Below are 24,500 nucleotides of genomic sequence, written 5' to 3' on the forward strand. Positions count from 1 at the left end.
GGCGATTTTGCTCATCTGTTCCAGAAGCGATCTTCATTTTGTTGTCATTTTGTCACATTTAACCTTGTCACTGGCTATGTTTTTCCCCAACCGCTGTCACCTTATGCGTATTCTGCCACGTATGGCTTCCTATACTTAAGCTCGTCCTAGCCAGAGCTGTCGAACGGCGTCGTTCACGCTTGCAGCAGCAGGCAATTCGCCTTGTTCATCCAGGCTGATTATAAGATCCGCGCCTGTCTCCGCTTGCGCCTCAGCGGTCGCTGGAATGTTCATGACAATGATCACGTATTTAAAGCCGACTTGACGCAGATTACCGGTCAATAATTGCAATTGCTTCACAAGCTCCGGCGACCATGCGCCATATTGGCAAGATGGATAAGTAACGATTCTCCCCTTGAACGGAATCTCGATCAGATCGAGGACATCCCGCAGACGTTCGAGCGCTGCCGTTGCTTCATGCGGCATCTCTGTTCCTTGCAGCCCGGTGACAGGCAGTACCGCCGTGTCCAGATAAGGGGCAAGCTCCGCCCAGCCGTCTGCGCTTAGTTCGCTAAATTTCATTATGTATTCACCAGTCCTTCTTTATGTAAACCTGTGCCAAATTGCAACACGCCTCTACCATCCTACCACAATTTCGGAACACAAAAAACAGCCTGCACCTCACGACCTTACGCGAAACTCGTCATTTCGCATACGGACGATCTGTACAGGCTTTTAGCCTAAGCGGATGTTCCTATCCGCTTCCATTATACGTATAGTGACTTCAGCTCGTCGGTCAAACGACGGAACGTATCCCGGTCGCCTGATGCAAGCGCCTCGTCAATGGCTTGATAAAGCTTATCCCTACGGAATTTGAGTACAGCTTCATCCAGCAACATTTCTGCAGCGAGCCCGAGCATCACTTCGTACGATACTTTCATTTTGTCCATAGGATACACCTCCACAACCGCGTTTAAGAGATCCTATAATCCTTCCTTAGGCGCCAATAGCTTTCCATCCGATCTGTGACGACTCCCGCAGGCGAATAAGTGAAAGCATATAGGTGGGTAACATCTGTCTGCTACCCTTCTAATACAAACCGGCTCTACGTTATCATATTCATCTTGCCAGCCACCGCTAAGGACGATGGCCCTCCTGGATGCACGAATGTGCTGCTGCCCAGGTATGACTGATCTGCTCTTCTTGTCAGCTGTTCAAGATAATCGCTTCATCATCTATGCTCAATCCCGCAACTATTGTTCGGCCAAGCGGCGTCATCCGAATAACTTGTCCATGCTCGCGGTGATCACCAATCCTCAGAAGTCCAAGATGCATCAACATGCTGATTAACCGCTGCTCGAGAATCGTTTCCGGCTGGTCGTAGTAGAACGGTTTAATGTAAGGTTTCAATGTACTGTACACCGTATCTGAACTGACCCAGCTTCTGCCGAGCTTATCGACCCAGTGCATGATTGCTCTTATGTTCGGAATCGGCCCCTTATACAGCCGCAGCCAAAACTGATACAGCTTGTCCGTAGGTTCAGCCGTGCGCAGCGCTTGCCGTTCCTTGCCCGCAGCTGTCAATTCGAGTCCGGTGCTTGTCTCCGTAATCCATCCTTTATAGTAGCAATAGTCGTAGAGGAGTGAGAGTCGGTTCGGATATTCCTTGATTCTTCTGCCATAGCCGAAGCGCCATTCTCCTTTACCGGGCAATTGCTCCTTCACCCCGAACAACTCCAATAGCTGCATGACGTTCCGCTTATACATGAAGCCTTCGCTTGTTAACGGAATTTCATTGAGGTGAACGTAAGTAAGCAGCTGGGCGACATCTTCGCCCATCAGCATCTGTTCGTCGCGATAAGCATGTGGTTCATCGCCCGCGTATACAACTTGGGAGACGAGTCTGCGCTCCATCGTTTCTTTGAATCTTTCCTTCAGGTCTGCAGGCACCTGGAACAAATATCGGTTGGGTCCGGCATAACCATTGAACAGCCAGCCGTACTGCTTGAATCTTGAGATCGTGTCGCGCGGCCCATCCTCTTGCACTTGCTTTTCCTTCGAAGCCCGGCTTTTGCTTGATAGTTTAGCAGGTTTGTTCTTTGCGGCTTCGGCTTTCTTAGAGACCGGTGCTGCTGCTTTGATTCCTTCATCCGAGCTTTGTTTCGCTTCTTCCGTAGAGCTTGCAAAGCGGCTCTGCTGCACGCGTGCGACCAGCTCTTCCAGGCTAAATGCATCCCTGGCATCAAATAAGAGCGAATTGATGAATCGCAGATCCTCCAGCTTCATCGCGCCAATCTGTGCTTCAAATACATCTCTTCGATTCACAGTCGACAGAATCGACTGGATGAGATCATTCTTCGAATTCCCGTTGCACTCACATTGATAGGTCGTCGCAATCCGGCTTAGCTGCCCAATATCCGCATAGCTAAGCATATCTGCTAAATTCATATACAGCCCTCCGTTCCAAGCGCCTGTCACAGGTTTACTACCATTATTGGAACATTGACGAAAAATATAACCTTTGGAATAAAAAAAGCCGCCAACCCTCTTAAATGAAGAGGATTGGCGGCTATACGTATAGTTGTCAACTCTGCAGCTGCTCCAGATGAAGCGTGCAGTTGTGAAGAAGCGGATTCCAGCTTGCATCGCTGCGTTCCATGATAGAGAAGGATAAATTGAGAATCGGCTTATCGGCAAGCTCCGTGCACATCGCCTTCAATAGCTGGGCAAGCAAGCTGCCATGCGTCACGACGAGAATGTTCCGATTCGGATTCGCGTTTGCCGTTTCTTCGACGAAAGCGATTGACCGATCGCGTACGGAATCATCGCCTTCTTGCCCGCAGTCGCATTTCTTCCAATCCGTGCCCCAGCGTTTCAGCCTCTCATCTTCTGTCGTTCCTTCCACCTCTCCATAGAACCGTTCCCGAAGCCTTGTATCAGGAGGAAGAAGTGGAATTTGGAGCGCCTTCGAAATAATAGATGCTGTCTCGATAGCTCTGGACAAATCGCTTGAGATGATGGCATCCCATTTCATCGATTCGTGCTGAAGCCGGTAGGCAAGCGCGTGGGCTTGACGAATGCCTTCATTATTGAGCGGGATATCGGTTTGGCCTTGTATTCTGCCAAGTGCATTCCAATCTGTCTTGCCGTGCCGAATCAGTCCGATCCTCAAGCTTACGCTCCCCTTTTCATGGCAGTTTAAATTGATATGTAAGTTGGTGAACTATTAATTTCGTGTTCGCGAGAACCAGTTAAGAATAAGCAGCGTCATAATGATACCGAGCAGTGACAACGCCACATAGTATTGCGGAACCGTTGGCACAATATTCAATACAATTGGATCGCTGATGCTTGCAACCGGTACGTCCGCGTAGAAGTCTGCGCTTATAACGGAACTGTCCGCAGCCGCATTCGCGGTCTCCAGTAAACCAGTCAGCTTGGCTACTTGTGCGGATGATGCATCGTTCGTTCCTGTTAGCAAGTAAAACAAGCCGCATACAAACATCGCCATGAAACAAGCAATGATTAACGTAACGTTTCTACGGAATGTCCTTGTGAACTGGTAACTCCGATTGGGCACAGGTATGTACCAGGATTGTTCATTATATATGCGGTCCATAACGCCATAGTTTACATGGTCAATCGGTCCGATATCGTCTGTATCTTCCGAGAAGACGCGAATCAATTGCTCGCTCTCTTCCCAAATTTGAAATTCTTCTCTGCATGCCGCACAGGTAAGGAGATGCTCATCGACGGACTTGCGTTCGATGTCGTCCTCCGGCAAATCCCAGTAGACGCCAAATAATTGCCCGACTTCAAGGCATTTCATCGCATTTTCATCCCCTCGTATTCCTCCAGCATCGGCGACTCTCCGAAATACGGTTCAAGCTGTACTTTTACACTGCTGCGCGCTCGAAACAGAAGCGATTTGACGGAGCTAACCGTCTGACCGAGAATGCTGGCAATCTCTTGATAATCCAGCTGGTCATACTCCCGTAAAATAAGCGCAGAACGCTGTTTCTCCGGCAGGCTGTTGATCGCTTCACGAACCATCGACATCCGTTCGTTCTGCAGCAGCCTGTGTTCCGGCACCGCATCAGGCGGAGCGATCGGAACGAATCCGACTTCATCAAAGGACACGCTGCCTGCTTTCTGTTTGCGCAGTTCGCTAAGTACCGTATTTCTTGCGATGGTGTACAGCCACGTAGAGAAGGAAGCGTCGACTTCCCGGAATGAATGCAGGCTGCGATATGCCTTGTAAAACGTCTCAGAGCATAGGTCCTCTGCCAACAATTCAAGCTTCGCACTCTTTAACATGTGGTAGATGAAGGCAAGGATTTTGCGTTGGTAGCGCCGCATCAATTCCGAATATAGCTGTATGTTTCCATCTTTGATTTCGCGTATAAGCTGGGAATCCGTCATCGCGGGCGACCCTCCTTGGCCTTAGGAGTGCTCCCGAATCGGTATAACATTGTACCGAGCCGAGAGTGAAAAGTTGCGCGATCCTAAACAAAAAATTAATTCATTATATAGATCACTAATAATTTCGCGAAATGAGTCCATAATCCTGCTTCTTTCGACATGATTGTCGTCCCCATTTTTTTACAATCAACACGGCAATTGTATCATGAAACCTTTTTTTAAAGGATAAATTTTTTTCAAAGCTTTGCTCCGCACATGTACCGTAGTCTTATTACCCACAACAATAAACGGATGAAACGATCGAAATGTTCCACTAAACGCAAAAAAAAGACCGCCTATAAAGGCGGCCCCGCAAATTCTGCGATGGATTTGGATAGGAGTGGAGAGAAACCATACTGTACCTTTATTATATGTATACGTTTTCATTCTGTCAATAAGCGTTTTCATTTTCGCAACATACATTTTAAAAATGAACCGAATAACCGATTTCACCCAACTTTTGGACAGCCTTGTCCAAGTCCTCCTGAGTTCGGAAACTGAGCCGCAGGACGCCTGGCACGTCTTCCCTGCTCTCAATAATCTGAACGTTGCTCAGATTGATTTTGTTGTTGCCTAGCTCAGTCGCCACTTTGCCGATAATGCCCGGATGATCCGGAACATCAATATAGCACTCGAAGATGGAATGGATCATTCCTTTACGGCGCTCCGGCAACGTGCTGCGGAATTGACCAGCCTTCTTGAACGCAGTCTCTATTCCTTCGCCGTCCTCGCTTTGCAGCATATCGATGAAAGCCGCCGTGCCCACTTGCCACTCTTGAAGCAGCTTGAGTAGGACGCCGCGGTTGTTCACCAGAATGTCGCGCCAAACAACCGGATCGCTAGAGGCGATACGCGTAATGTCGCGGAATCCTCCTGCCGCCAGCTGGCTGTACAGCGAGTTGTCATCGTTGTAGCCGCGCACAAGGTTCACAAGCGCCACCGCAATAATATGCGGCAGATGGCTGATAGCGCCGACGATCTCGTCATGCTCCTCAGGATGCACGTGAACGATATGCGCTTTTGTATAGCTGAGCAGCTCCGTCAACCGGTCTACATCATATTGCGATGTCGAAGGCTCTGGTGTCAGCACGTAGAAGGCATTCTCGAAAAGATACAAGGAAGCCGCTTCTACGCCCGAGCGCTCGGAGCCTGCCATCGGATGTCCTCCGATGAATACAGCATCTCCCAGCTTCGCATTGCGCGCCGATGCAGCGACGGAAGCCTTGGTGCTGCCTACATCCGTAATGATGCAGCCCGGCTTCAGATCAAGCTGGCTAAGCTCGTCTACGTATTGCGCTAGCGAGCCGACTGGCACGCATAGAAAAATAAAATCCGCGCCTTCAGCCGCCTCGCGAAGCGACGTCGTCGCATGATCGACGACGCCCCTCTCGAGGTACTTGGCCACGGATGATTCGCGTACGGAATGACCGACAACGGTTAAGCCCGGTTTGCCTTTGAAGCAAAGCGCGAGCGAGCCGCCGATCAGTCCGACGCCGAATATCGCGATTTTTGTCATGATGTTAACCTAGCACCGCCGCTTCCTGAAGTACTTCTTCCAAGGCGCGGATGAACGCTTCGTTCTGCTCGCGGCTGCCGACCGTAATCCGAATATGCGTCGGGTAGTAGGACCAACGCGCGCGGGAGATGATGCCTTTGCGCAGCAAACCGTCAAATACTTGCTGCGACGGGAGCTTCACATCTACCATAACGAAGTTGCCGTGCGCCTCGAAGTAGTTCAGGCCGAGTCGGTCGAATTGCTCGTACATGTACGCAATACCCTCGGCGTTGCGTGTCTTGCAGTTGTTCAAGAACTCCAGGTCAGCAAGCGATGCTTTCGCTGCAGCTTGTCCGAAACGGGATGTGTTGAACGGCTCGCGAACCTGATTGATGGAACGGATGACATCTTCGTGACCGACGCCGTAACCGATACGCAGCGAAGCGAGTCCGTACACTTTGGAGAAAGTACGCAGTACAATCACGTTCTTGAATTCAGGAAGAAGCGTAATGCCATCCGGATATTCCGCATCCAATACATACTCGAAGTAAGCTTCGTCCAGTACAACGAGTACATTCGAAGGGACTTGGCGAATGAACGCTTCAAGCTCCGTCGTGCGTACGATTGTACCTGTCGGGTTATTCGGGTTGCACACCCAGATAATCTTCGTGCGATCTGTTACTTTCGCCAGCATCGCATTCAGATCATGCGTTCCGTTGTTTAGCGGCACTTCAATAATCGTTGCGCCTTCAATCTCGCAGTTGTGCTTATATTGCGGGAATGTTTCATCCGCCATGATCGTCTCGTCGCCAGGCGTTAAGTAAGCGCGAGCCAGCATTAGAATGACTTCATCGGAGCCAGCGCCAAAAATAATCTGCTTCGACGTTACGCCAAGGTATTCTGCGAGGTCCTTCGTCAGATCAACGCTTCCGCCGTCTGGATATAGGCTGATATTATTGAGTTCATTCTGAATCGCCGTCTTGGCATGCTCGGAGCTGCCGAACGGATTCTCGTTGGAAGCAAGCTTAATGACTTCCTTGAGGCCAAGCTCTCTCTTTACTTCTTCAATCGGCTTACCAGGTTGGTACACTGGCAAATGCACAATACTTTTTTTAGGTTGCATGAATAATCACCTCATAAATAGTGGTGTAGATTAGGGAACAAACTTTATTTCAACATTGTCTCATAAGTTGCTGGCATTTAAAAGAGTACGTACGATATTTTCTTTCGCGCTTTTAAGCTTTCATGCGCAGAAGCATCTCTGCCAGCGTATAGAAAAGCCCTCTCGCTGCGTGATACGCCAGCAAGAGGGCTTCTTGGTATTCGTCTACGAGCGGCCGCTCAGCTCACTCACGAACTGGCGAATTTGATCCAGCCCTTCCTGCTTCGTATCAGGCGACTGGAGCAGCGGAACCACTTCTTCGATCTTGCGCACGATCGCGCTGCCGACGATAACGCCATCCGCTTGCTTGCTGAAGCGCTCAACCTGCTCGCGGTTCGAAATACCGAAGCCGACAGCGATTGGCGTTGTTGTCGCGCTGCGAACGGTCGCAAGGAACTCGTCGATGCCCTTGTGGAAGTCCGCACGCACGCCCGTTACGCCAAGCGACGATACGCAATAGACGAAGCCTCGAGCCTTCGCAGCAATACGTGTAACACGGTCATTCGAGGTCGGTGCAACGAGCGGAATGAGGTGGATGTCCGCATTCTCCGCCATTGCACGGAGCTCTGCATCCTCTTCAAGCGGCAAATCCGGAATGATCAATCCGCTGATCCCCTTGGTAATGATAAGGTCAAAGAAGCGCTCCAAACCGAACTGCAGAATCGGGTTGTAGTACGAGAACAGAATAAAGGGCAGCTTCACGCCAGCAGTTCTCGCTTGGTCGGCTACCTCGATTACGTCCGCCAATGAAACGCGGCCATTCGAGAGCGCCCGCTCCGATGCGCGTTGAATGACAGGACCGTCTGCGAGCGGGTCCGAGTAAGGAACACCGAGCTCGACCATATCTGAACCTGCTAGCTCAAGCGCCTTAATAATATCCACGGACGTTGCCAAGTCAGGGTCGCCAATCGTAACAAAAGGAATAAGTGCCGTACGGCCTTCCTCACGAAGCCGCTGGAATGCTGCATCAATTGCATTAATGGCCATTGCTTTCCCCTCCTCCGTTCAAGTAACCCATAATCGCCTGTACGTCTTTGTCACCGCGGCCGGAGAGGCAGACCACAACAATTTCTTCGCTGCTCAGCGTCGGAGCCAGCTTTACAACTTCCGCAATCGCATGCGCCGACTCGAGAGCTGGAATAATGCCTTCCGTACGGGACAACAGCTGCAGCGCGTCGAGCGCCTCCGCATCTGTAATCGGTACGTATTTCGCACGATCTGTATCCTTGAGATACGAATGCTCTGGACCGATACCTGGATAATCGAGACCTGCCGAGATGGAATGCGCCGGCAGCACTTGACCGTGGTCATCTTGCAGCACGTAACTAAGCGAGCCTTGGAATACGCCATGACGACCTTTCGTCATCGTCGCTGCATGCTCTTCTGTATCCACGCCGCGTCCGGCCGCTTCAACACCGAGCAGCTTCACGCTGGTATCTTTGATGAACGGATAGAACATGCCAATCGCGTTGCTGCCGCCGCCTACAGCTGCTACAACATAATCCGGCAGACGACCGGCTTCTTTCACGATTTGCTCTCTCGTCTCGTCCCCGATAATGCGCTGGAAGTCACGAACGATCATCGGATACGGATGCGGGCCGGTTGCCGAACCGAGAATGTAATACGTATCATCGACATGGCTGACCCAGTAGCGAAGCGTCTCATTACAAGCATCCTTCAGCGTGCGCGTACCGGAAGTGACCGGAACAACCTCTGCTCCCAGCAGCTGCATACGGAACACGTTCAGCTCTTGGCGCTTCATATCTTCCTCGCCCATAAACACTTTGCATTCGAGGCCGAGCAATGCCGCAACAGTCGCAGAAGCAACTCCGTGCTGTCCAGCGCCGGTTTCAGCGATAATCTTCGTTTTGCCCATCCTTTTCGCAAGAATGCCTTGCCCAATCGTGTTGTTGATCTTATGCGCGCCAGTATGGTTCAAATCTTCACGCTTCAAGTAGATTTGCGCGCCGCCAAGCTGTTCAGACAAGTGCTTCGCATGATATAGAGAAGTCGGACGACCGGAATATTTATGCAGCAATTCGCGGATTTCCGCGAGGAATTCTGGATCCTTCGAGTAGCGCTTGTACGCTTCCTCCAGCTCAAGCAGTGCGTTCATCAACGTTTCCGGTACATACCGACCGCCGAACTTGCCGAAACGGCCATTCAAATCTGGAACTTCGATCATACACCTTTCACCCTTTCCGCAAACATTCGAATTTTCTGAATATCTTTTACGCCATCTGTCTCAACACCACTGGACACATCCACTCCGCTCGGCGAATAGCTGCCCAGCAGCTCTCCGACATTATCCGGATGCAGACCGCCCGCTACATACAGCGGAACGCCGATTCGCGCAGCCGCTTCCGCATATCTGTCAATGACATGCCATGCGAAAGTCACGCCTGTGCCGCCACCGGCCGTATCAATGAGGAAGCCATCTACGACGCCGGCATAAGCCGCCAGACGAGCTGGTCCGTCAGATGCTGACTCTGCAGCTCCCTCGCTGTCTTCTGCCGTAACGGAGAACACCTTCCATACCTTCACTTTGAGGAGATTTCGTACCTCAGCGCACATTTCAGGCGTTTCTTCCCCGTGCAGCTGAACGACATCCAGCGGCGCCTCTGTGAGAATGGTGCGAAGCTCATCCAAAGTCGGATTCACGAAGACGCCAACTGATTCCGGAGCCAAACCAGTGGGCGTGCTAAGCTTCCTCACCTCGCTGATTAGTTGGCCTGCAAGAGCCGGCGACACTTGCCGCTTGCTCTTCGCGAAGACGAGGCCGATCTCGTCAACGGGCAATCCGTCCATCGCGCGTACAGTCTCGCTATCGCGCAAACCACATATTTTGACACGCGTCATTACACCTTCACCGGTCCCATCAAATGTTCGACGGCCGCACCAACATCCGGCTGACGCATGAAGTATTCGCCGATAAGCACGCCTCGAGCTCCAACCGATTGAACAAAATCAATATCAGACTGCGAGCTGAGGGAGCTCTCGCTGATAACCGTAATTCCTGGTGGAACAAGGCTAATCAACCGTTCCGTCGTCTTAATATCGGTCACGAATGTATGCAAATTGCGGTTATTAATACCGACAAGCGTCGCTTTATCCAGCTCTAGCACCGCTTCCATCTCTTGCTCGTCATGCACCTCCACCAGAACATCGAGGCCAATGGACTTCGCAATATCATAAAGCTCCGACAGCTCGGCAGGCTTCAATATTGCGGCAATGAGCAGAATCGCGTCTGCACCGATCAAACGAGCTTCATAGACTTGACGGTAGTCGATTGTGAAATCTTTGCGCAGCAGCGGCAGCTTGACCGCTTGAGATACTGCCGTTAAGTATGCGTTCTGACCTTGAAAATAATCAACGTCCGTCAGTACCGAAATGCAGTCTGCACCCGCTTCTTCGTAGATCCGCGCCAGCGTGGCGGGGTCAAAGTCCGCGCGGATGAGTCCTTTGGAAGGCGAAGCTTTCTTCACTTCTGCGATCAAGCCAAGGGGACGATTCCTTTTCTCCGTTACCGCGCGCTCGAAGCCTCTGCAAGCAGGCATCGCTGCGATTTGGCGTTCCACTGCAGACAAGTCGAACTGCGCTGCAAGAGCTTCTACTTCATTACGCTTAGTTGCTACGATTTTATCAAGAAACATGGCTCAACGCTCCTGTCGTTTCAATCAGCTGCTGCAGCTTCGCCGCTGCTTTGCCGGAATCAATGATGCTCTTAGCGACGGCCACACCGTCTTGCAAGGAATTTACTTTGCCGCCTACATAGATGCACGCGCCAGCATTCGCAAGCACGATATCGCGGTAAGCACCTTGCTCTTCTCCGCTGAAGATCGACCGGATAATACGTGCGTTCTCCGCCGCATCGCCTCCGATGATATCCGATAGCGAGCGGGTGGTAAGACCGAGCTCTTCCGGGGTAATGGTATATGTCCGCACATCGCCATTCAGCAGCTCCGAGAGCTGGGTCGGCGATGAGATACTAATTTCATCCAAGCCGTCATAGCTGCTTACAACCATCGCCTTGCTCAGGCCAAGCTCACCGAGCACCGCAGCGATTGTATCCGTCCGCGAGCGATCATAGATGCCGATCAGCTGACGATCTGCATTCGCAGGATTCGTAAGCGGGCCGAGCATATTGAAGATCGTGCGGAATCCAAGCTCCCGGCGCGGTGCAGCCGCATGCTTCAAGGACGGATGGTACAGCTGCGCGAACATGAAGCAGATGCCGATCGAATCCAAGCAGCGTGCCGCTTGCTCGGCTGTCAGCGTAATATTCACTCCAAGCGCTTCAAGCGTATCTGCGCTGCCGGATTTGCCTGACATCGCCCGGTTGCCGTGCTTAGCAACGCGGATGCCCGCTGCGGAAGCAATAATCGCCGAAGCTGTGGAAATATTGAACTTGTGCACGCCGGAGCCGCCTGTGCCGCAAGTATCGAGCAATCCGCCGCGTTCAGTGTGGACATGATGGGAATGCGCGCGCATCGCTTCGGCAAATCCCGTAATCTCATCCTTCGTCTCGCCTTTCATGCGGAGTGCAGTGGCGACGGAGCCAATCTGTGCGCCAGTAGCTTCGCCTCTCATGATAAGTTCCATTACGCCGCGCGCTTCCTCACGCGTCAAGCTCTTGCCGCCGACCAGCGTCGTCAATGCGCGCTGCATCGTAATCAATTCGCTCGTTACTGTCATACTCCTCACCCTTTCGCATCCGCATAATAGTCCATATTGATCATGTTCATGCCACGCTTCGGTTCCGTGAAGATGGCCTCAGCTGCGCGAACCGCTTTCAGCATCGCCATTGCTTTATTCACAGTTTCCATGTACTCATTCTCCGGTACGGAATCCCATACGATGCCGGCTCCAGCCTGTACGTAGGCTTTACCATTCTTGAAGATAAGCGTCCGAATCGTAATGCATGTATTCAAGCTGCCGCCGAAGCCGAGATAGCCGATTGCACCGGCATAAGCCCCGCGTGCTTCATTCTCAAGTTCTGCGATAATCTCCATCGCGCGAAGCTTCGGAGCGCCGGATACGGTGCCAGCCGGCATGCAAGAGACAAAAGCGTCGAAGAAGTCTTTGTCCTCCCGCAGCTTGCCGGAAACGTTGGACACGATATGCATAACGTGCGAGTAACGCTCTATCTCCATGTACGAATCGCAGCGTACGGAACCGAATTCAGATACGCGGCCGATGTCGTTACGTCCCAAGTCGACGAGCATCAGATGCTCTGCACGTTCCTTCTCGTCAGCGAGCAATTCTTTCTCGAGCGCAAGATCCTGCTCCGGCGTCTTGCCGCGTGGTCTTGTGCCAGCGATTGGGCGAGTCTCTACGCGTTCGCCGTCCACTTTCACGAGTGCTTCCGGCGAAGTGCCGACAATGACTTCATCATCCATTTTCAAGTAGTACATATAAGGCGATGGGTTCATTGTGCGCAGTACGCGGTACACATGGAGCGGATCGACTTCGGTTTCGATGCTGAAGCGCTGGGAGAGTACCACTTGGAAAATATCGCCTGAGCGAATGTATTCCTTGGACTTCTCAACGTTAGCGAGAAACTGCTCTTTGGTCAGGTTCGATTTCACATCGCCAAGCTCCGGATCAGCTGGTACACTGCCACCTGCAAGTGTCGCTTGCAGCGGCTGCTGCAGCCGTTCGATTGTCGACTCGATCTTGCTGACCGTCTGGTTGTAAACCGCTTCAATATCCCGATCCGTTGCTCCATGCGGGATATGTATGTTGCCAATCACTTGCAGCTGCTGTTTGAAATGATCGAAGACGATAACTTGATCGCAGAACATAAACTGCAAATCGTTCATATTCAAATCATCGACGCGGTGCGCAGGCAGCTTCTCATAATATTGAAGCAGATCGTAGCCGAAGAATCCGATCGCTCCGCCTGTAAAATGAGGAAGACCTGGGATCGATGGGCTACGGTAAGCGCGCAGCTGAGCTTTAAGCAGCTCGATCGGCTTGTCGCGAAGAATCGTTTCTTCACCATTCTTCTCAATAACCATCTCGCCGTTCTTGCCGCGGATCAGCATGAATGGGTCTGTTCCGATAAAGGAGTAACGCGCCCATTTCACGCCGCCCTCAACGCTCTCAAGCAAGAACGCGCGACGTTCTTTATAGAAGTGCTGGAAGATTCGAATTGGCGTTTCGGTATCTGCCATCACATTGCGTACAACTGGGATCAAATTATACGTGCCAGCTAACTTAATAATCTCTTGAAGCTCCTGATTCATCCTAATCTCTCCCCTGTAGGAAAAATAAAAAAACTCCTGCCGCAGCAGGAGTGTTCATGTCAGAAGATATTAATGAGCATTGATCCGAATGTAGAGAAATAACGGCAGCTGCCTGGGACACGCCTCAACCCCATCCGAAACGGAAATGGGTAGGGCAAAACAAGGCTAAATAGCTACAATCCAATCCTCTGGTCTACTCGTCTCAACTCTTACAAGCTCTAGGCTCAGCTCTGCTCATCTCTTCTAAAAAAACATCTCGTACTGCTCATCTCAAACTATGCTCTGCTCATTCTTCAAGTATGAAATCACTATACACTAGTGCAATCAGATCCGTCAATGCACTTTAAATGGCGTGCATACACTTATTCGCTTAAGCTTTGCTCAAGTCAGGACGCAGCGCTTTCGCGCCGCCTAAGTAAACATGCTCGATACTTTGTTGGGATTTATCAGTGTTAACAAGCACCATGAGACGAATGCACATCGCCAGGCTGCCCTTCACTGGTACTTCAAGCGCGCACATGAGCGGGACAAGCTCCCAGCCCGCCATCGCGCGGATCGCCCGTGCAGGGAATGTGGCGTCCAGATCTCCCGTTACCGTAACGAACACGCTCGCAATATCTTCAGGCGCTACTTGATTGGAACTTACGATAAGGTTAAGCAATTCTGCCGTTGCTTGCAGAATCGGCTGCTCCTCATTCACTTCAACTGTAATTGCTCCGCGGATTCCCCGAACACTCATCTTTACACGGCCTCCTGTTTCAATTGCTCTACGATCTCGCGAACGAGCGCAGATGACACCGATTTATTGATTTCCACGACGCCAATTGCAGTTGGGACGATGAACACCATCGTGCCTTCTTGGAATTTCTTGTCATGCATCATTGCACGCATAATTTCATCTGTATCCAGATGCTCAGGCAATCTCACCGGCAACCCTACCCGCGACAGCACACGCTTCGTCACATGATAGACCTCCTCGGGAGCGCCGAGCCTTACAGCCAGCTTGGCGGATCCAACCATGCCGATCGCAATCGCTTCGCCATGCAGCAGCTCATTGTAGCCAGCTACGGCTTCGAGCGCATGGCCGATCGTATGGCCAAGATTCAGAATGGCGCGCAGATCATTCTCGCGCTCATCCTTGGACACAACCGCTGCTTTCACGCTGCAGCCTTTGTACAGAGCATAGCCAAGCGCATCTGAATCTAGCGCAAGCAGCTTGCTAGCATTCTCGTCGCACCAGGTTACGAACTCTGCATCCCAGATCAATCCATGCTTCACAACCTCGGACAAGCCAGCTTTCACTTCTCTTTCCGGTAGCGTTTGCAAAGTAAGCAAGTCGTATAGAACGAGCTCCGGCTGATGGAATGCACCGATAATGTTCTTCGCAAGCGGATGGTTCACCGCTACTTTACCGCCGACGCTGCTATCATGCGCCAGAATGGTCGTAGGCACCTGAACGAACTTAATGCCGCGCATATAAGAAGCGGCAACGAATCCTGCCAAATCTCCGACAACACCGCCGCCAAGCGCGACAATGGTCGACTTCCGGTCAAGCCCGTGCTCAAGCGCGAGGCCAGTCAGTCGACCCAGCTCATTCAACGACTTCGACGTCTCTCCAGCCGGAACAATTGCGCTCTCCACCGTAAATCCAGCCGCTCGCAGCTCAGATTCCAAGTGAGCCAGTTGCCGCCCTGCCACATTAGTATCCGTAACGATCATTAGTGGCGACTTCTTGCTAATCCCGTGACGCTCGAACAGCTCCCCTGCCTTGTCAAGCAGTCCTTCCCCGATATAGATCGGGTAGGACCGCTCGCCAAGCTCGACGGTCAGCTCACGATGGCCGCTCATTAGTAGCTCTCCAGTTGCGCCAAGTAGTTGTTGTAGTTGGCTGTAATCTCTTCCATGGAATCGCCGCCGAATTTCTCAAGGAACGCCTTCGCTACTTCCCATGCAACGACATGTTCCATAACAACGCTCGCCGCTGGAACAGCGCAGCTGTCCGAACGTTCAACCTGCGCAGTGAACGGTTCTTTCGTATCGATATCAACGCTTTGCAGCGGTTTGTACAAAGTCGGGATCGGCTTCATTACGCCGCGAACCACGATTTGCTCACCGTTCGTCATGCCGCCCTCGAAGCCGCCCAAGCGGTTCGTTCTGCGGTGATAGCCGCGCTCCTCGGAGTACAGAATTTCATCATGCACTTGCGAGCCGCGGATCGTGCCTGCTTCGAAGCCAATGCCGATCTCGCAGCCTTTGAACGCATTGATGGATACAACCGCTTGCGCGATACGTCCATCCAGCTTGCGGTCATATTGCACATGGCTGCCAAGACCAATCGGCACGCCTTCTACGATACACTCGACGATGCCGCCGATGGAATCGCCTTCTGCTTTGATCTGATCGATATAAGCAGTCATCTTCTCTTCTGTTTCTTTATCAACAACGCGTACCGGCGACTCTTCCGTCAGACGGATAAGCTCTTCAAGCGGCAAATTGTTCGCAGGCGCTTCAATCTCGCCAATACGGATCACTTGTCCGCCGACTTTAATGCCGAACGCAGCCAAGAATTGTCTCGCTACCGCGCCGACTGCGACGCGGGCAGCGGTTTCGCGGGCGCTGGAGCGCTCCAGCACGTTACGCAGATCTTTCAAGTTATATTTCAACCCGCCGTTCAGGTCTGCATGACCTGGGCGCGGACGGTGCACGCGGCGCTTCTCTTCGTCGCTGCCTTCAATCGGCTCAATATTCATAACTGTCGTCCAGTGCTTCCAGTCATTGTTCTCAACGATCAGCGCGACTGGCGCTCCCGTTGTTTTACCGTGACGTACTCCACCGACGATGTTCGCGGTATCCTTCTCAATTTGCATCCGGCGGCCGCGGCCATGCCCTTTCTGTCTGCGATGCAATTGGAAATTCAATTCTTCGAAGTCCAGCTTCAGGTTGCTCGGCAAGCCTTCAATAATCGCCGTCAACTGTGGACCATGTGTCTCTCCTGCTGTCAAATAACGTAAACTCACAGTAAAGTCCTCCCTCATTTTGAACACCGCAAACGATGAATCCATCTATGTATGTTTGTCTTCCAAAATATCTTTTGCTCATTATAGTATAGCGTCGCCGGTTTGACAAGGAAATGAAAGCCCCCCAGAGCGTATAACTATGCATGCTCTCGCATGAAAAAAGCTGCCTGCCGCACCTTAGGCAGGTGTGACAGACAGCTCATTGCAGCTTATTCGTTAACCGTTAGCGGAATGCTGGTTCCGCAATAATTGCGGGTCCACGTTCAAATTAGGATCATTCATAAGACCTTTCATTTGAGTAGTATCGATTCCGAGAATTTGGGCGCATTCCTGGACAGTAATAAATCCACGCTTGTACGCCGTAATTACTTTTCGCTTGTCCATCTTGCACCTCCAATGCCATAACCGCCATTGCTTTAGTATTGGAGAAGATGGAAAACGATATACACGCTAAGCCTTGCGGCGATAGAAGAAAGTTTCAACCGACTCAAAATCATATTGCGACGGAGAGAAAATTTGCTCTGTGCTTCCCACGAACAGGAGGCCGCCTGGTTTAAGCGCTTTGGAGAACTTATGGTAAAGCAAGTGTTTCGCTTCTTCGGTAAAATAGATCATAACATTGCGGCAAACAATAATATCAAAGCCGGTGTCGAACGTATCATGAAGCAGATTCTGCTGTTTAAACGTAATAATCTTCTTCAGCTGAGCCGTGACCGCGAGCGAATCCTCGCCCTGCTTAACGAAATATTTGGACATATAATTGCGGGGTACATCACGTACAGAACGATCTTGGTACACGCCTTGCATAGCCTTCTGGAGAACAATATTATCAAGGTCCGTTGCGAGAATCGACGTTCGGTCATGCGCGCCGAGCTCAGCCATAATCATGGAGAGCGTATAAGGCTCTTCGCCCGTTGAGCAAGCAGCGCTCCATATCTTGACCCGGCTGCTTGTCTGCAGCGCTTCCGGGAGAAACTTCTTCTCCATCGCTTCCCATCTGCTTGGGTTGCGCCAGAATTCCGACACGTTGATCGTCATTCGGTCCAGAAACTCATTCATCAGCTTCTTGTCTTTCTCAAGCCCGTTCCAGTAAGCTGCAAACGTATCGAAGCCGTACTTCTGTCGCAAGGTCGTCAGCCGCCGCTTCATCTGGGCTTCCTTATACTGCGATAGATCGATTGCGGTCTTCTCTTTAATCTTCGTGATGAATAAGCCGAAGTCCTTATCTTCGAACATGCACGAACCCCCATTATGCCGATTCTTGTTGGCAAAGTGTCAATTTAAATCCACTGCTGAATGGTTTGGTTGTAATCAATAAGCTCATGCGGCGCAAAGAAAATACCGATCTCCCTTGCAGCGCTTTGCGGCGAGTCCGAGCCGTGAATAAGATTAAAATTCGTATGTACGGCGAAATCGGAGCGAATTGTGCCTGGAGCTGCTTCAAGGGCGTCCGTCTTGCCAATTATGGCACGCGTTAAACCGATGACGTTGTCACCTTGCCAAACCATTGCAAATACCGGCCCAGACGTCACAAATGCTACAAGCGGCGGATAAAAGGGCTTCCCGATGTGCTCTGCATAGTGGCGTTCAGCGAGCTCAGGTGTAATCATCATAAATTTGGCAGCGACAAGCTTTAGTCCTTTCCGCTCAAAGCGTGATACAATTTCTCCGATTAACCCCCGCTGTACGCCGTCTGGTTTAACCATTAGAAATGTTCTTTCCATCGAAATTCCCTCCTTGACGCAATTAGTAGTTTCGTTTTCCTACAAAATGGGCGATATCCGTTAAATTCTTCTTCGCCGGAATGTTTGGCAAACTGTTTAACGCTGCAATCGCTTTTTTGATATAACGAGTTGCCATCGCGTCAGCAGTATGTATGCCTGCACTCTTACGTATTATGTTCAACGCCCGCTTCGTTTCCCCTGCTCCATTCGACTCACGAATTTTAATAATTTCCGCGAGCAATTCCTCCGAATTTCCTGGTTCTTTCAGCGCAAGCAGAACCGGCAAAGTCATATTGCCTTGCTTGATATCCGAGCCCGGCGGTTTTCCAATCTGCTTCTCCGTGCCGAGCAGGTCCAGCAGGTCATCCCTAATCTGGAATGCCATTCCCATGTTATAGCCGAATCGGTACAAACAGTTCGAGGATTTGCGGTCCGCTCCAGCGGCAATGGCGCCAAGCTGGCAGCTAATCGCGATAAGCAGAGCGGTTTTACGGCGAATACGAAGCAAATAATTGCGCACGGTCTGATCCGTATTAAAGAAATCACGAATTTGCTCCATCTCGCCAATACACATCTGAACCATCGCATGCGATAAAATTTGATGAATTTGCGGGTTCGGAAGCTCGGTCGCGAGCGCGAGCGCTTTACCATAGATATAGTCGCCCGTGTACATCGCAATCCGGTTGTCCCACTTGGACTTCACGGTCAGCTGGCCGCGGCGCGTCTCCGCGTTGTCGATAACATCATCATGGACAAGAGAAGCCATATGTATAAGTTCAAGCGGCACGGCAACCTTCTGGAGCACATCCAGTCGGTAATCACCGAATTTCGCAGCAAGCAGCACGACAACCGGACGTATCCGTTTACCGCCCGCTTTGAGCAGATGCGTAGAGGCATCGCTAAGAAGGGCGTGATCACTCGTCACGCTGCTCGCTAGCTTAGCCTCAATGGCATCAAGATCGCTTTTCAGTTTGGCGTAAATATCAAGTAGTTTCATTTGTTCACCTTAAGGACGTTTTGGTCTTCAAAAAATTGCATCTGTACTTCATTAGGCAAGAGTCCCAGCTGATTCGCGTAATCAAAGTAAAGCGTGAGTCCCGCCTGTTCATTCGAACCGAAATCATAATGCAGCTCCTTGAAATAACGGCTCCAATATGCCGGTTCGCCTCCAAGCAGCGCACAAGCTTTCTCTATAAGCGGCGTCAGCTCTTGCAAACTCTTCTCCTTGCTAGCCATCAAAGCGCGATGGACATCAGCTACCGCTTCGGGATAAGCAGCTGCGATTTCACGGCGTACAGCCACGAGCGCGAACGTCATGCCGTAGCCTGTCCAATTGCGCCAAAGCTCACCGAGGTCGATCACTTTCAAGCCTCGCTTAGCATTCTCCCAAGAAGCATGAATCGCTGTATCTCCGATGAGAAGGGCGGCATCCGCTTCTTCTAGCATCTCATCCAGCTTCGGTTCCATTGTAATATAAGATGGCTCTGCATTGTAATAGAGCTTCATGAGTATTTTGAGTAAATTAATGCTTGTTGCTGAAGTCGTCGTTACCGCGATTCGTCCTCGCAGCACTTCCTCAAGCGGCTTCTTCAGAAACAGCAGTATCGAATTGACCCGTCCCTTAGCGCTGACTGATAAATCCGGCAGCAGCAAGTAGTTCTCCGCGTTCTCCGCATAGGCGAATGAGGACATTGAAGTAATGTCAATCTCGCCTTGGCGCAGCGCGCGGTTTAGCGCAGAAGGCACTCGCTTCTCGATCTTGAACCGATCTGGCGAGAGCTGTTCCTCCGCATAATGAAAAATAGGCCAAACGTTCGCATAGTCAATGCGACCGACGGTAATCGGGCGATTAATCCCCATGCTGTTCATCTCCCCATCTTCTGTACAAATCATGATCCAGCGGGAGCTGATCGAGCACTTTCCCAACTAGAAAATTCACCATATCGCCAATCGTTTGCGGTCCATAATAGAACGCCGGCATAGCCGGGATAATCTTAACCCCAAGCTTCGCCAGCGTAAGCATGTTCTCCAGATGAATCGCATGAAGCGGTGTTTCGCGGGGCACGATAATCAGCTTGCGCCCTTCCTTCAGCATAACATCCGCAGCGCGCGTCATCAAATCATCCGAGATACCATGCGCGATCGAAGCTAGTGTGCCCATCGAGCATGGCATGATGATCATGCCTTCTACCCGATACGAGCCACTTGCAATACTTGCGCCAATATCGGCATTCGGATGCAGCTTCAACCGCCTGCTCTCTACGAGCCCAGGAAATGCAGCCTCGATGGCTTGCTGACGCTTCGTCGTTTCCCAGCCGAGCTCTTCCTTCAGCACACGCCAGCCTGCTTCCGTGATAACCAGATGCACGTCCTGCTCTGCTTCCACAAGACTGCGAATGAGCTGGATGCCGTAGAGAGCGCCACTTGCTCCCGTAATGCCGACGACCCAGCGTTTGCGAGATGCTTCTGCTACCACTTATGAAGCACCACCAAATCAAGCAACGCGGAGACGAACAAGACGACGCTCAGCGTGCCGTTCATTGTGAAGAATGCCGTCTGGACGCGGCTCATATCGTCTGGCCGTACAATCATATGCTCATAGCAGAGCATACCAACCGAGACAAGCGCGCCGATTAAATACAACCAGCTAAGCGGCGTTAGCCAGAATAATGAGATGAATCCGATTGCCGTTAGCAAATGAAATCCGCGAGCAAGGCGCAGCGCCCCGGCTTGACCGAAGCGGGCAGGTATGGAATGAACGCCTTCCTTGCGGTCGAAATCGAAATCCTGACACGCATAAATAATATCAAAGCCGGCAAGCCAGCATACAACTGCGCCATACAGCACCAATGCGGAGGCTTCGAACTCGCCAGTAATGGCAACCCATCCGCCAAGCGGCGCGAGTCCGATCGTGAGGCCAAGCACAACATGGCACAACCACGTAAAACGTTTTGTATACGAGTAAAGCACAAGCAAGAAGACTGCAATCGGCATCAGCTTCATGCAGATCGGGTCAAGCTGCGATGCCGCAATGAACAGCACTGCGAACGAGACGGCGATAAACAATACAACCTCACCGACCTTCAACAACCCCGCTGGAATTGCCCGCTTCGCTGTGCGCGGGTTCTTCGCATCAATAACGCGGTCAATGACGCGATTGAGTCCCATCGCCGCGCTTCTTGCGCCGACCATCGCAAGGATGATCCAGCCGATTTCGGCCCAATGCGGAAGCCTGTTCTCGAGCATGACCGCTCCGAGCAGCGCACCCATGAAGGCAAACGGAAGCGCGAAGATGGTATGCTCAAATTTAATCATTTCGAGAATTATTTTCGTTTTGCGAATCATCCGTTGTCCGTTCCCTTCGTCCCCATGTGTAATGCCGCGACACCGAATACAAACGGATAAACGCGCACATTGGTCAGACCAATCTCACGGTACTTGGCCGCAAGCTGCTTCGAATCCGGGAACGTCTTCAACGATTCCGGCAGCCACTTGTACTGCTCATACTTCTTCGCTACAAGCTTGCCGATTGCAGGCATGACCTTCTCGAAGTAGAAATAATAAATGCCTTTGAACGGCTGCCACGTCGGCTTGGACATCTCCAGACAGACAACTTGTCCGCCCGGCTTCACGACGCGCATCATCTCACGAAGCACTTGCTCCAGATCCGGCACGTTGCGAAGACCGAAACCGATCGTCGCGTAGTCGAACCGATTATCTTCGAACGGCAGCGCCATCGCGTTGCCTTGTACGAGCGATATCTGATGATCAAGCCCTTCGCGCTTGACCTTCTGCTTGCCAACTTCAAGCATGTTCTGACTGAAGTCGAGACCGACTATGCCGCCGCTCACGCTTTCTCTTGCCAGCCCAATCGTCCAATCACAGGTGCCGCAGCACAGATCAATCGCTGTCGCGCCAGGTTTCATGTCCATCTTACGCATCGTAAATTTACGCCATGCTTTATGCCTGCCGAAGCTGATCAGATCGTTCATCAAGTCGTACTTCGGCGCAATGCTCTCAAATACGGCGTGCACATGTTCTTCTTTTGACTTGGATTGCACTAGTGTTCACCTTACTTTCTCTATTCAAAAGCCGAAGCTGCGGGCAATAGCGGCCGTAGAAACGACTCGCCGAGCTGCTGCAGCTCACGGGCAAGCTTATCAGATTCTAACTTGGATACAAGTGACTGTACGTGCTGCACGGACTGCTTCAGCTTCTCAGTTAGTTGCCCCTGAATGTCATACTTAGCAAGCAGTGACGAAGTGAATGCCGGCTCCATCGCTGAATCCGAAGTCAGCTTGCGCTTCTCTTCATCCGTACCGCTGTCCATGACATGCCAATAACCCCAGCTGCCTTCGAATGCTTCCGGCTTCTCGCTGCGGATCAGTTCGTCCATTACCACTTCACAACGGCCTACGCCGTGAAGCAGATCAGTCCAGATTAACGCCATCTTCTCATCCAGTACAGACGAGAATGCGTGGAACAGCTCGGTCTTAATACGCACATACTGCGATACATACTCTTCCGCAGTCAGCTTCAGCTGCTTCATACGCATATAGAAAGTGACCTTGAGCTTGTTGACTTCCGTAACACCATTGCTGATGCGGCGGATCATCTCCACCTGCCCTGCCTGCGCCAATAACTGATAGAAGCGGCTCGAGTAATAATCGCCTGCGAGCACCTTCAACTGCCGCGACCGCATCTCCTTCTCCTGAAGGCGGGCGGACTCGGAATCAATCATGTCATGCGTATCCATGCCAAACTGCACGAGTGATACGACAAGCGCATACAGCTCACTGTGCATCAGCGGTGTACGCTGATTGGCCAAAAATGTAAAGAGCAGCCGGATCCGCGATTCGGGAAATTCCGGCAGCTCCGTGTGTGCTTGAATCATATCGTATTCAATGTACTTATTAGCCATTTCAGGTATTCTATACGATTTCATTGTGGCCTAGCCTCCGAACAGTACAGCGAGAGTTGTTGCTGCTTTTTAATCTAATTATTATAGCACTATGTTAACCGTTATGCTACAACTGGGATACAGACAACCGCAGACGCTTTCGCCAATTTTCGTCATAAAACGATTCCTCGCCACTTAATTTTGACAGATCTGTGGACAGCCATGAATCTGTTTTTCTCACATCGGCCGCAGCGAGCAGCCGCAGCCTCGTCTCATCGCTTCCGACGCTCTGACGAACGGGTGTAACGAAGCGGACAAGCACTCGGCTCACATTATCGGTCTGAACAAAAGCAAGCTCAAGCAGCCGCTGCAAATCTGCCATCCATACCTCTTCAGCTTCCCCGTATCCATCCGTAGATAAGTCCACGGACAGCACCGAGCCCTTCCACGCAACACTCTTCACCTGAAGTGAGAGTCCGAGGCTTAGCATCGTGTCTACAATTACACCGGAACTCAGTCGTTTAATTGGAACGGGATGAAATACAGATACATCACCCTTGTTCTCTGAAGTGCGGTGTGCAATGAGCGGGAATACCGATATCAGCAGCGTAAGCGATAGTGTAATTGAACAAGCGATGACAAGTCTTCTCCATTGTGACGACCACCAAGAGGATCTATGTGGCATGACTGCTTCCGCCCTTCACGCATAGAATGTCCTTCTTCTCTTAGTGTACAAACTAAAAAAGCAGGCTATGCCTGCTTTTAACGTTCATCGTCCGTGTCGACGGTGCCATATTTGGTTAGCACGGTTGCTTTACCGCGAATCTTGATCGCGGACGTATGATTCGTGAACTGGCAAATGAGCACTTCGCCTCTATCAAGCTTCTCAGTATGATGAAACTTCGTATCTTGCCCGCGAGTCAAGCCAATCACCTGAACCCCTTGAGCCTTCGCTTTGATGACGATATACTCGCCGTTCATGTCCTCCATGTGCACAGCCTCCGTTTCATCAAGCTTCTTGTTTACCTTATGTATACGAGCAAGCAACAGTCTACTGGAATTGCATACCCTTGTCAATAGAGACAGGCGAGAGGGCCATCTGACGAAAAACGTCCGAATGCAGGATGCACTCGGACGTCATCAAACGGCGTTAACCGCTTCTTATTGGGAAACTTGATCCTTCAGAGATTTACCAGCTTTGAAAGATGGAATTTTGCTTGCCGGGATGTCGATCTCTTCACCCGTTTGCGGGTTACGACCTTTGCGCGCTTCGCGGCTCTTCACTTCGAAGTTACCGAAGCCCACCAATTGTACTTTATCCCCGCCTTGCAGCGATTCGGAGATGGCATCAAAAACGGCATCAACCGCTTTGGAAGCATCTTTCTTGGAAAGGTCAGTCAATTCGGCTACTTTCGCAATCAGTTCCGTTTTGTTCATTTCTTTCACCTCCCCTGACGGCAGTTCTTATGCACACCATTATCATCTTGTTTTACCGAAACCCGAAAAATTATACA

At 51.2% G+C, this 24,500-nt stretch carries 28 protein-coding genes; all 28 read right to left on the bottom strand.

What is annotated here, in order from left to right; genetic code table 11:
• Positions 1–135 precede the first annotated feature (135 nt).
• Complete coding sequence (locus AC0YNX_RS11265; RefSeq protein ID WP_475815772.1) at positions 136–561, bottom strand: DUF2487 family protein; 426 nt, start codon at positions 559–561, stop codon at positions 136–138.
• A gap of 185 nt (positions 562–746) precedes the next feature.
• Entirely contained in the window at positions 747–929 is a 183-nt protein-coding gene (locus AC0YNX_RS11270; RefSeq protein ID WP_090574012.1) for an IDEAL domain-containing protein, read from the bottom strand.
• Positions 930–1,185: 256 nt separating this feature from the next.
• Positions 1,186–2,427, bottom strand: coding sequence for a hypothetical protein (locus AC0YNX_RS11275; protein WP_475815773.1), 1,242 nt, complete (start codon positions 2,425–2,427; stop codon positions 1,186–1,188).
• 136 nt (positions 2,428–2,563) lie between these two features.
• Complete coding sequence (locus AC0YNX_RS11280) at positions 2,564–3,151, bottom strand: histidine phosphatase family protein (RefSeq protein ID WP_475815774.1); 588 nt, start codon at positions 3,149–3,151, stop codon at positions 2,564–2,566.
• Between the two features lie 54 nt (positions 3,152–3,205).
• On the bottom strand, positions 3,206–3,808 hold the full coding sequence (locus tag AC0YNX_RS11285; RefSeq protein WP_475815775.1) for an anti-sigma factor family protein: 603 nt from the start codon (positions 3,806–3,808) through the stop codon (positions 3,206–3,208).
• Positions 3,805–4,401 carry an RNA polymerase sigma factor gene (locus AC0YNX_RS11290; RefSeq protein WP_475815776.1) on the bottom strand — a complete coding sequence of 199 codons (597 nt, stop codon included), beginning with the start codon at positions 4,399–4,401 and terminating at the stop codon, positions 3,805–3,807. Before AC0YNX_RS11290 ends, AC0YNX_RS11285 begins: the two co-directional genes overlap by 4 nt.
• Before the next feature lie 463 nt (positions 4,402–4,864).
• A complete protein-coding gene (locus AC0YNX_RS11295) occupies positions 4,865–5,956 on the bottom strand; it encodes a prephenate dehydrogenase (RefSeq protein WP_475815777.1) in 1,092 nt (363 codons plus the stop codon).
• Positions 5,957–5,960: 4 nt separating this feature from the next.
• The gene (gene hisC, locus AC0YNX_RS11300) at positions 5,961–7,058 is read right to left on the bottom strand and encodes a histidinol-phosphate transaminase (protein ID WP_475815778.1); all 1,098 of its coding nucleotides are present in this window, start codon (positions 7,056–7,058) and stop codon (positions 5,961–5,963) included.
• 204 nt (positions 7,059–7,262) lie between these two features.
• Positions 7,263–8,078 (bottom strand): tryptophan synthase subunit alpha, encoded by an 816-nt coding sequence (gene trpA / locus AC0YNX_RS11305; RefSeq protein WP_475816228.1) that lies wholly within the window; start codon positions 8,076–8,078, stop codon positions 7,263–7,265.
• Positions 8,074–9,282, bottom strand: a complete 1,209-nt coding sequence (trpB, locus tag AC0YNX_RS11310) for a tryptophan synthase subunit beta (protein WP_475815779.1) — start codon at positions 9,280–9,282, stop codon at positions 8,074–8,076. Before trpB ends, trpA begins: the two co-directional genes overlap by 5 nt.
• Complete coding sequence (locus AC0YNX_RS11315; protein ID WP_475815780.1) at positions 9,279–9,956, bottom strand: phosphoribosylanthranilate isomerase; 678 nt, start codon at positions 9,954–9,956, stop codon at positions 9,279–9,281. Before AC0YNX_RS11315 ends, trpB begins: the two co-directional genes overlap by 4 nt.
• Complete coding sequence (trpC, locus tag AC0YNX_RS11320; RefSeq protein ID WP_475815781.1) at positions 9,956–10,750, bottom strand: indole-3-glycerol phosphate synthase TrpC; 795 nt, start codon at positions 10,748–10,750, stop codon at positions 9,956–9,958. The genes AC0YNX_RS11315 and trpC overlap by 1 nt, the downstream gene beginning before the upstream one ends.
• Positions 10,740–11,792: an anthranilate phosphoribosyltransferase gene (gene trpD, locus AC0YNX_RS11325; protein ID WP_475815782.1), complete on the bottom strand. Its 1,053-nt coding sequence runs from the start codon at positions 11,790–11,792 to the stop codon at positions 10,740–10,742. The genes trpC and trpD overlap by 11 nt, the downstream gene beginning before the upstream one ends.
• A 5-nt stretch (positions 11,793–11,797) precedes the next feature.
• Positions 11,798–13,345: an anthranilate synthase component I gene (gene trpE / locus AC0YNX_RS11330; RefSeq protein WP_475815783.1), complete on the bottom strand. Its 1,548-nt coding sequence runs from the start codon at positions 13,343–13,345 to the stop codon at positions 11,798–11,800.
• 370 nt (positions 13,346–13,715) lie between these two features.
• Positions 13,716–14,084, bottom strand: a complete 369-nt coding sequence (aroH, locus tag AC0YNX_RS11335) for a chorismate mutase (RefSeq protein WP_475815784.1) — start codon at positions 14,082–14,084, stop codon at positions 13,716–13,718.
• A 2-nt stretch (positions 14,085–14,086) separates the two neighbouring features.
• Entirely contained in the window at positions 14,087–15,193 is a 1,107-nt protein-coding gene (gene aroB / locus AC0YNX_RS11340) for a 3-dehydroquinate synthase (RefSeq protein WP_475815785.1), read from the bottom strand.
• Positions 15,193–16,362, bottom strand: coding sequence for a chorismate synthase (aroC, locus tag AC0YNX_RS11345; RefSeq protein ID WP_475815786.1), 1,170 nt, complete (start codon positions 16,360–16,362; stop codon positions 15,193–15,195). Before aroC ends, aroB begins: the two co-directional genes overlap by 1 nt.
• Before the next feature lie 450 nt (positions 16,363–16,812).
• Positions 16,813–17,598, bottom strand: a complete 786-nt coding sequence (locus AC0YNX_RS11350; RefSeq protein ID WP_475815787.1) for a CheR family methyltransferase — start codon at positions 17,596–17,598, stop codon at positions 16,813–16,815.
• Between the two features lie 44 nt (positions 17,599–17,642).
• Positions 17,643–18,086 (bottom strand): nucleoside-diphosphate kinase, encoded by a 444-nt coding sequence (gene ndk / locus AC0YNX_RS11355; RefSeq protein ID WP_475815788.1) that lies wholly within the window; start codon positions 18,084–18,086, stop codon positions 17,643–17,645.
• A gap of 22 nt (positions 18,087–18,108) precedes the next feature.
• Positions 18,109–19,083 carry a polyprenyl synthetase family protein gene (locus AC0YNX_RS11360; protein WP_475815789.1) on the bottom strand — a complete coding sequence of 325 codons (975 nt, stop codon included), beginning with the start codon at positions 19,081–19,083 and terminating at the stop codon, positions 18,109–18,111.
• A complete protein-coding gene (locus AC0YNX_RS11365; RefSeq protein WP_475815790.1) occupies positions 19,080–19,946 on the bottom strand; it encodes a menaquinone biosynthetic enzyme MqnA/MqnD family protein in 867 nt (288 codons plus the stop codon). The genes AC0YNX_RS11360 and AC0YNX_RS11365 overlap by 4 nt, the downstream gene beginning before the upstream one ends.
• On the bottom strand, positions 19,936–20,562 hold the full coding sequence (locus AC0YNX_RS11370; RefSeq protein ID WP_475815791.1) for a UbiX family flavin prenyltransferase: 627 nt from the start codon (positions 20,560–20,562) through the stop codon (positions 19,936–19,938). Before AC0YNX_RS11370 ends, AC0YNX_RS11365 begins: the two co-directional genes overlap by 11 nt.
• Positions 20,556–21,431, bottom strand: coding sequence for a UbiA-like polyprenyltransferase (locus tag AC0YNX_RS11375; protein ID WP_475815792.1), 876 nt, complete (start codon positions 21,429–21,431; stop codon positions 20,556–20,558). The genes AC0YNX_RS11370 and AC0YNX_RS11375 overlap by 7 nt, the downstream gene beginning before the upstream one ends.
• Positions 21,428–22,147, bottom strand: coding sequence for a demethylmenaquinone methyltransferase (locus AC0YNX_RS11380; RefSeq protein WP_475815793.1), 720 nt, complete (start codon positions 22,145–22,147; stop codon positions 21,428–21,430). Before AC0YNX_RS11380 ends, AC0YNX_RS11375 begins: the two co-directional genes overlap by 4 nt.
• A gap of 20 nt (positions 22,148–22,167) precedes the next feature.
• Positions 22,168–23,007 carry a heptaprenyl diphosphate synthase component 1 gene (locus AC0YNX_RS11385; protein ID WP_475815794.1) on the bottom strand — a complete coding sequence of 280 codons (840 nt, stop codon included), beginning with the start codon at positions 23,005–23,007 and terminating at the stop codon, positions 22,168–22,170.
• Positions 23,008–23,113: 106 nt separating this feature from the next.
• Positions 23,114–23,671, bottom strand: a complete 558-nt coding sequence (locus tag AC0YNX_RS11390) for a hypothetical protein (protein WP_475815795.1) — start codon at positions 23,669–23,671, stop codon at positions 23,114–23,116.
• Between the two features lie 77 nt (positions 23,672–23,748).
• Positions 23,749–23,976 carry a trp RNA-binding attenuation protein MtrB gene (gene mtrB, locus AC0YNX_RS11395; RefSeq protein WP_475815796.1) on the bottom strand — a complete coding sequence of 76 codons (228 nt, stop codon included), beginning with the start codon at positions 23,974–23,976 and terminating at the stop codon, positions 23,749–23,751.
• Positions 23,977–24,147: 171 nt separating this feature from the next.
• Positions 24,148–24,423 carry an HU family DNA-binding protein gene (locus tag AC0YNX_RS11400; RefSeq protein WP_090573988.1) on the bottom strand — a complete coding sequence of 92 codons (276 nt, stop codon included), beginning with the start codon at positions 24,421–24,423 and terminating at the stop codon, positions 24,148–24,150.
• Between the last annotated feature and the right edge of the window lie 77 nt (positions 24,424–24,500).

Source organism: Paenibacillus sp. J31R98 (genome assembly GCF_056269245.1).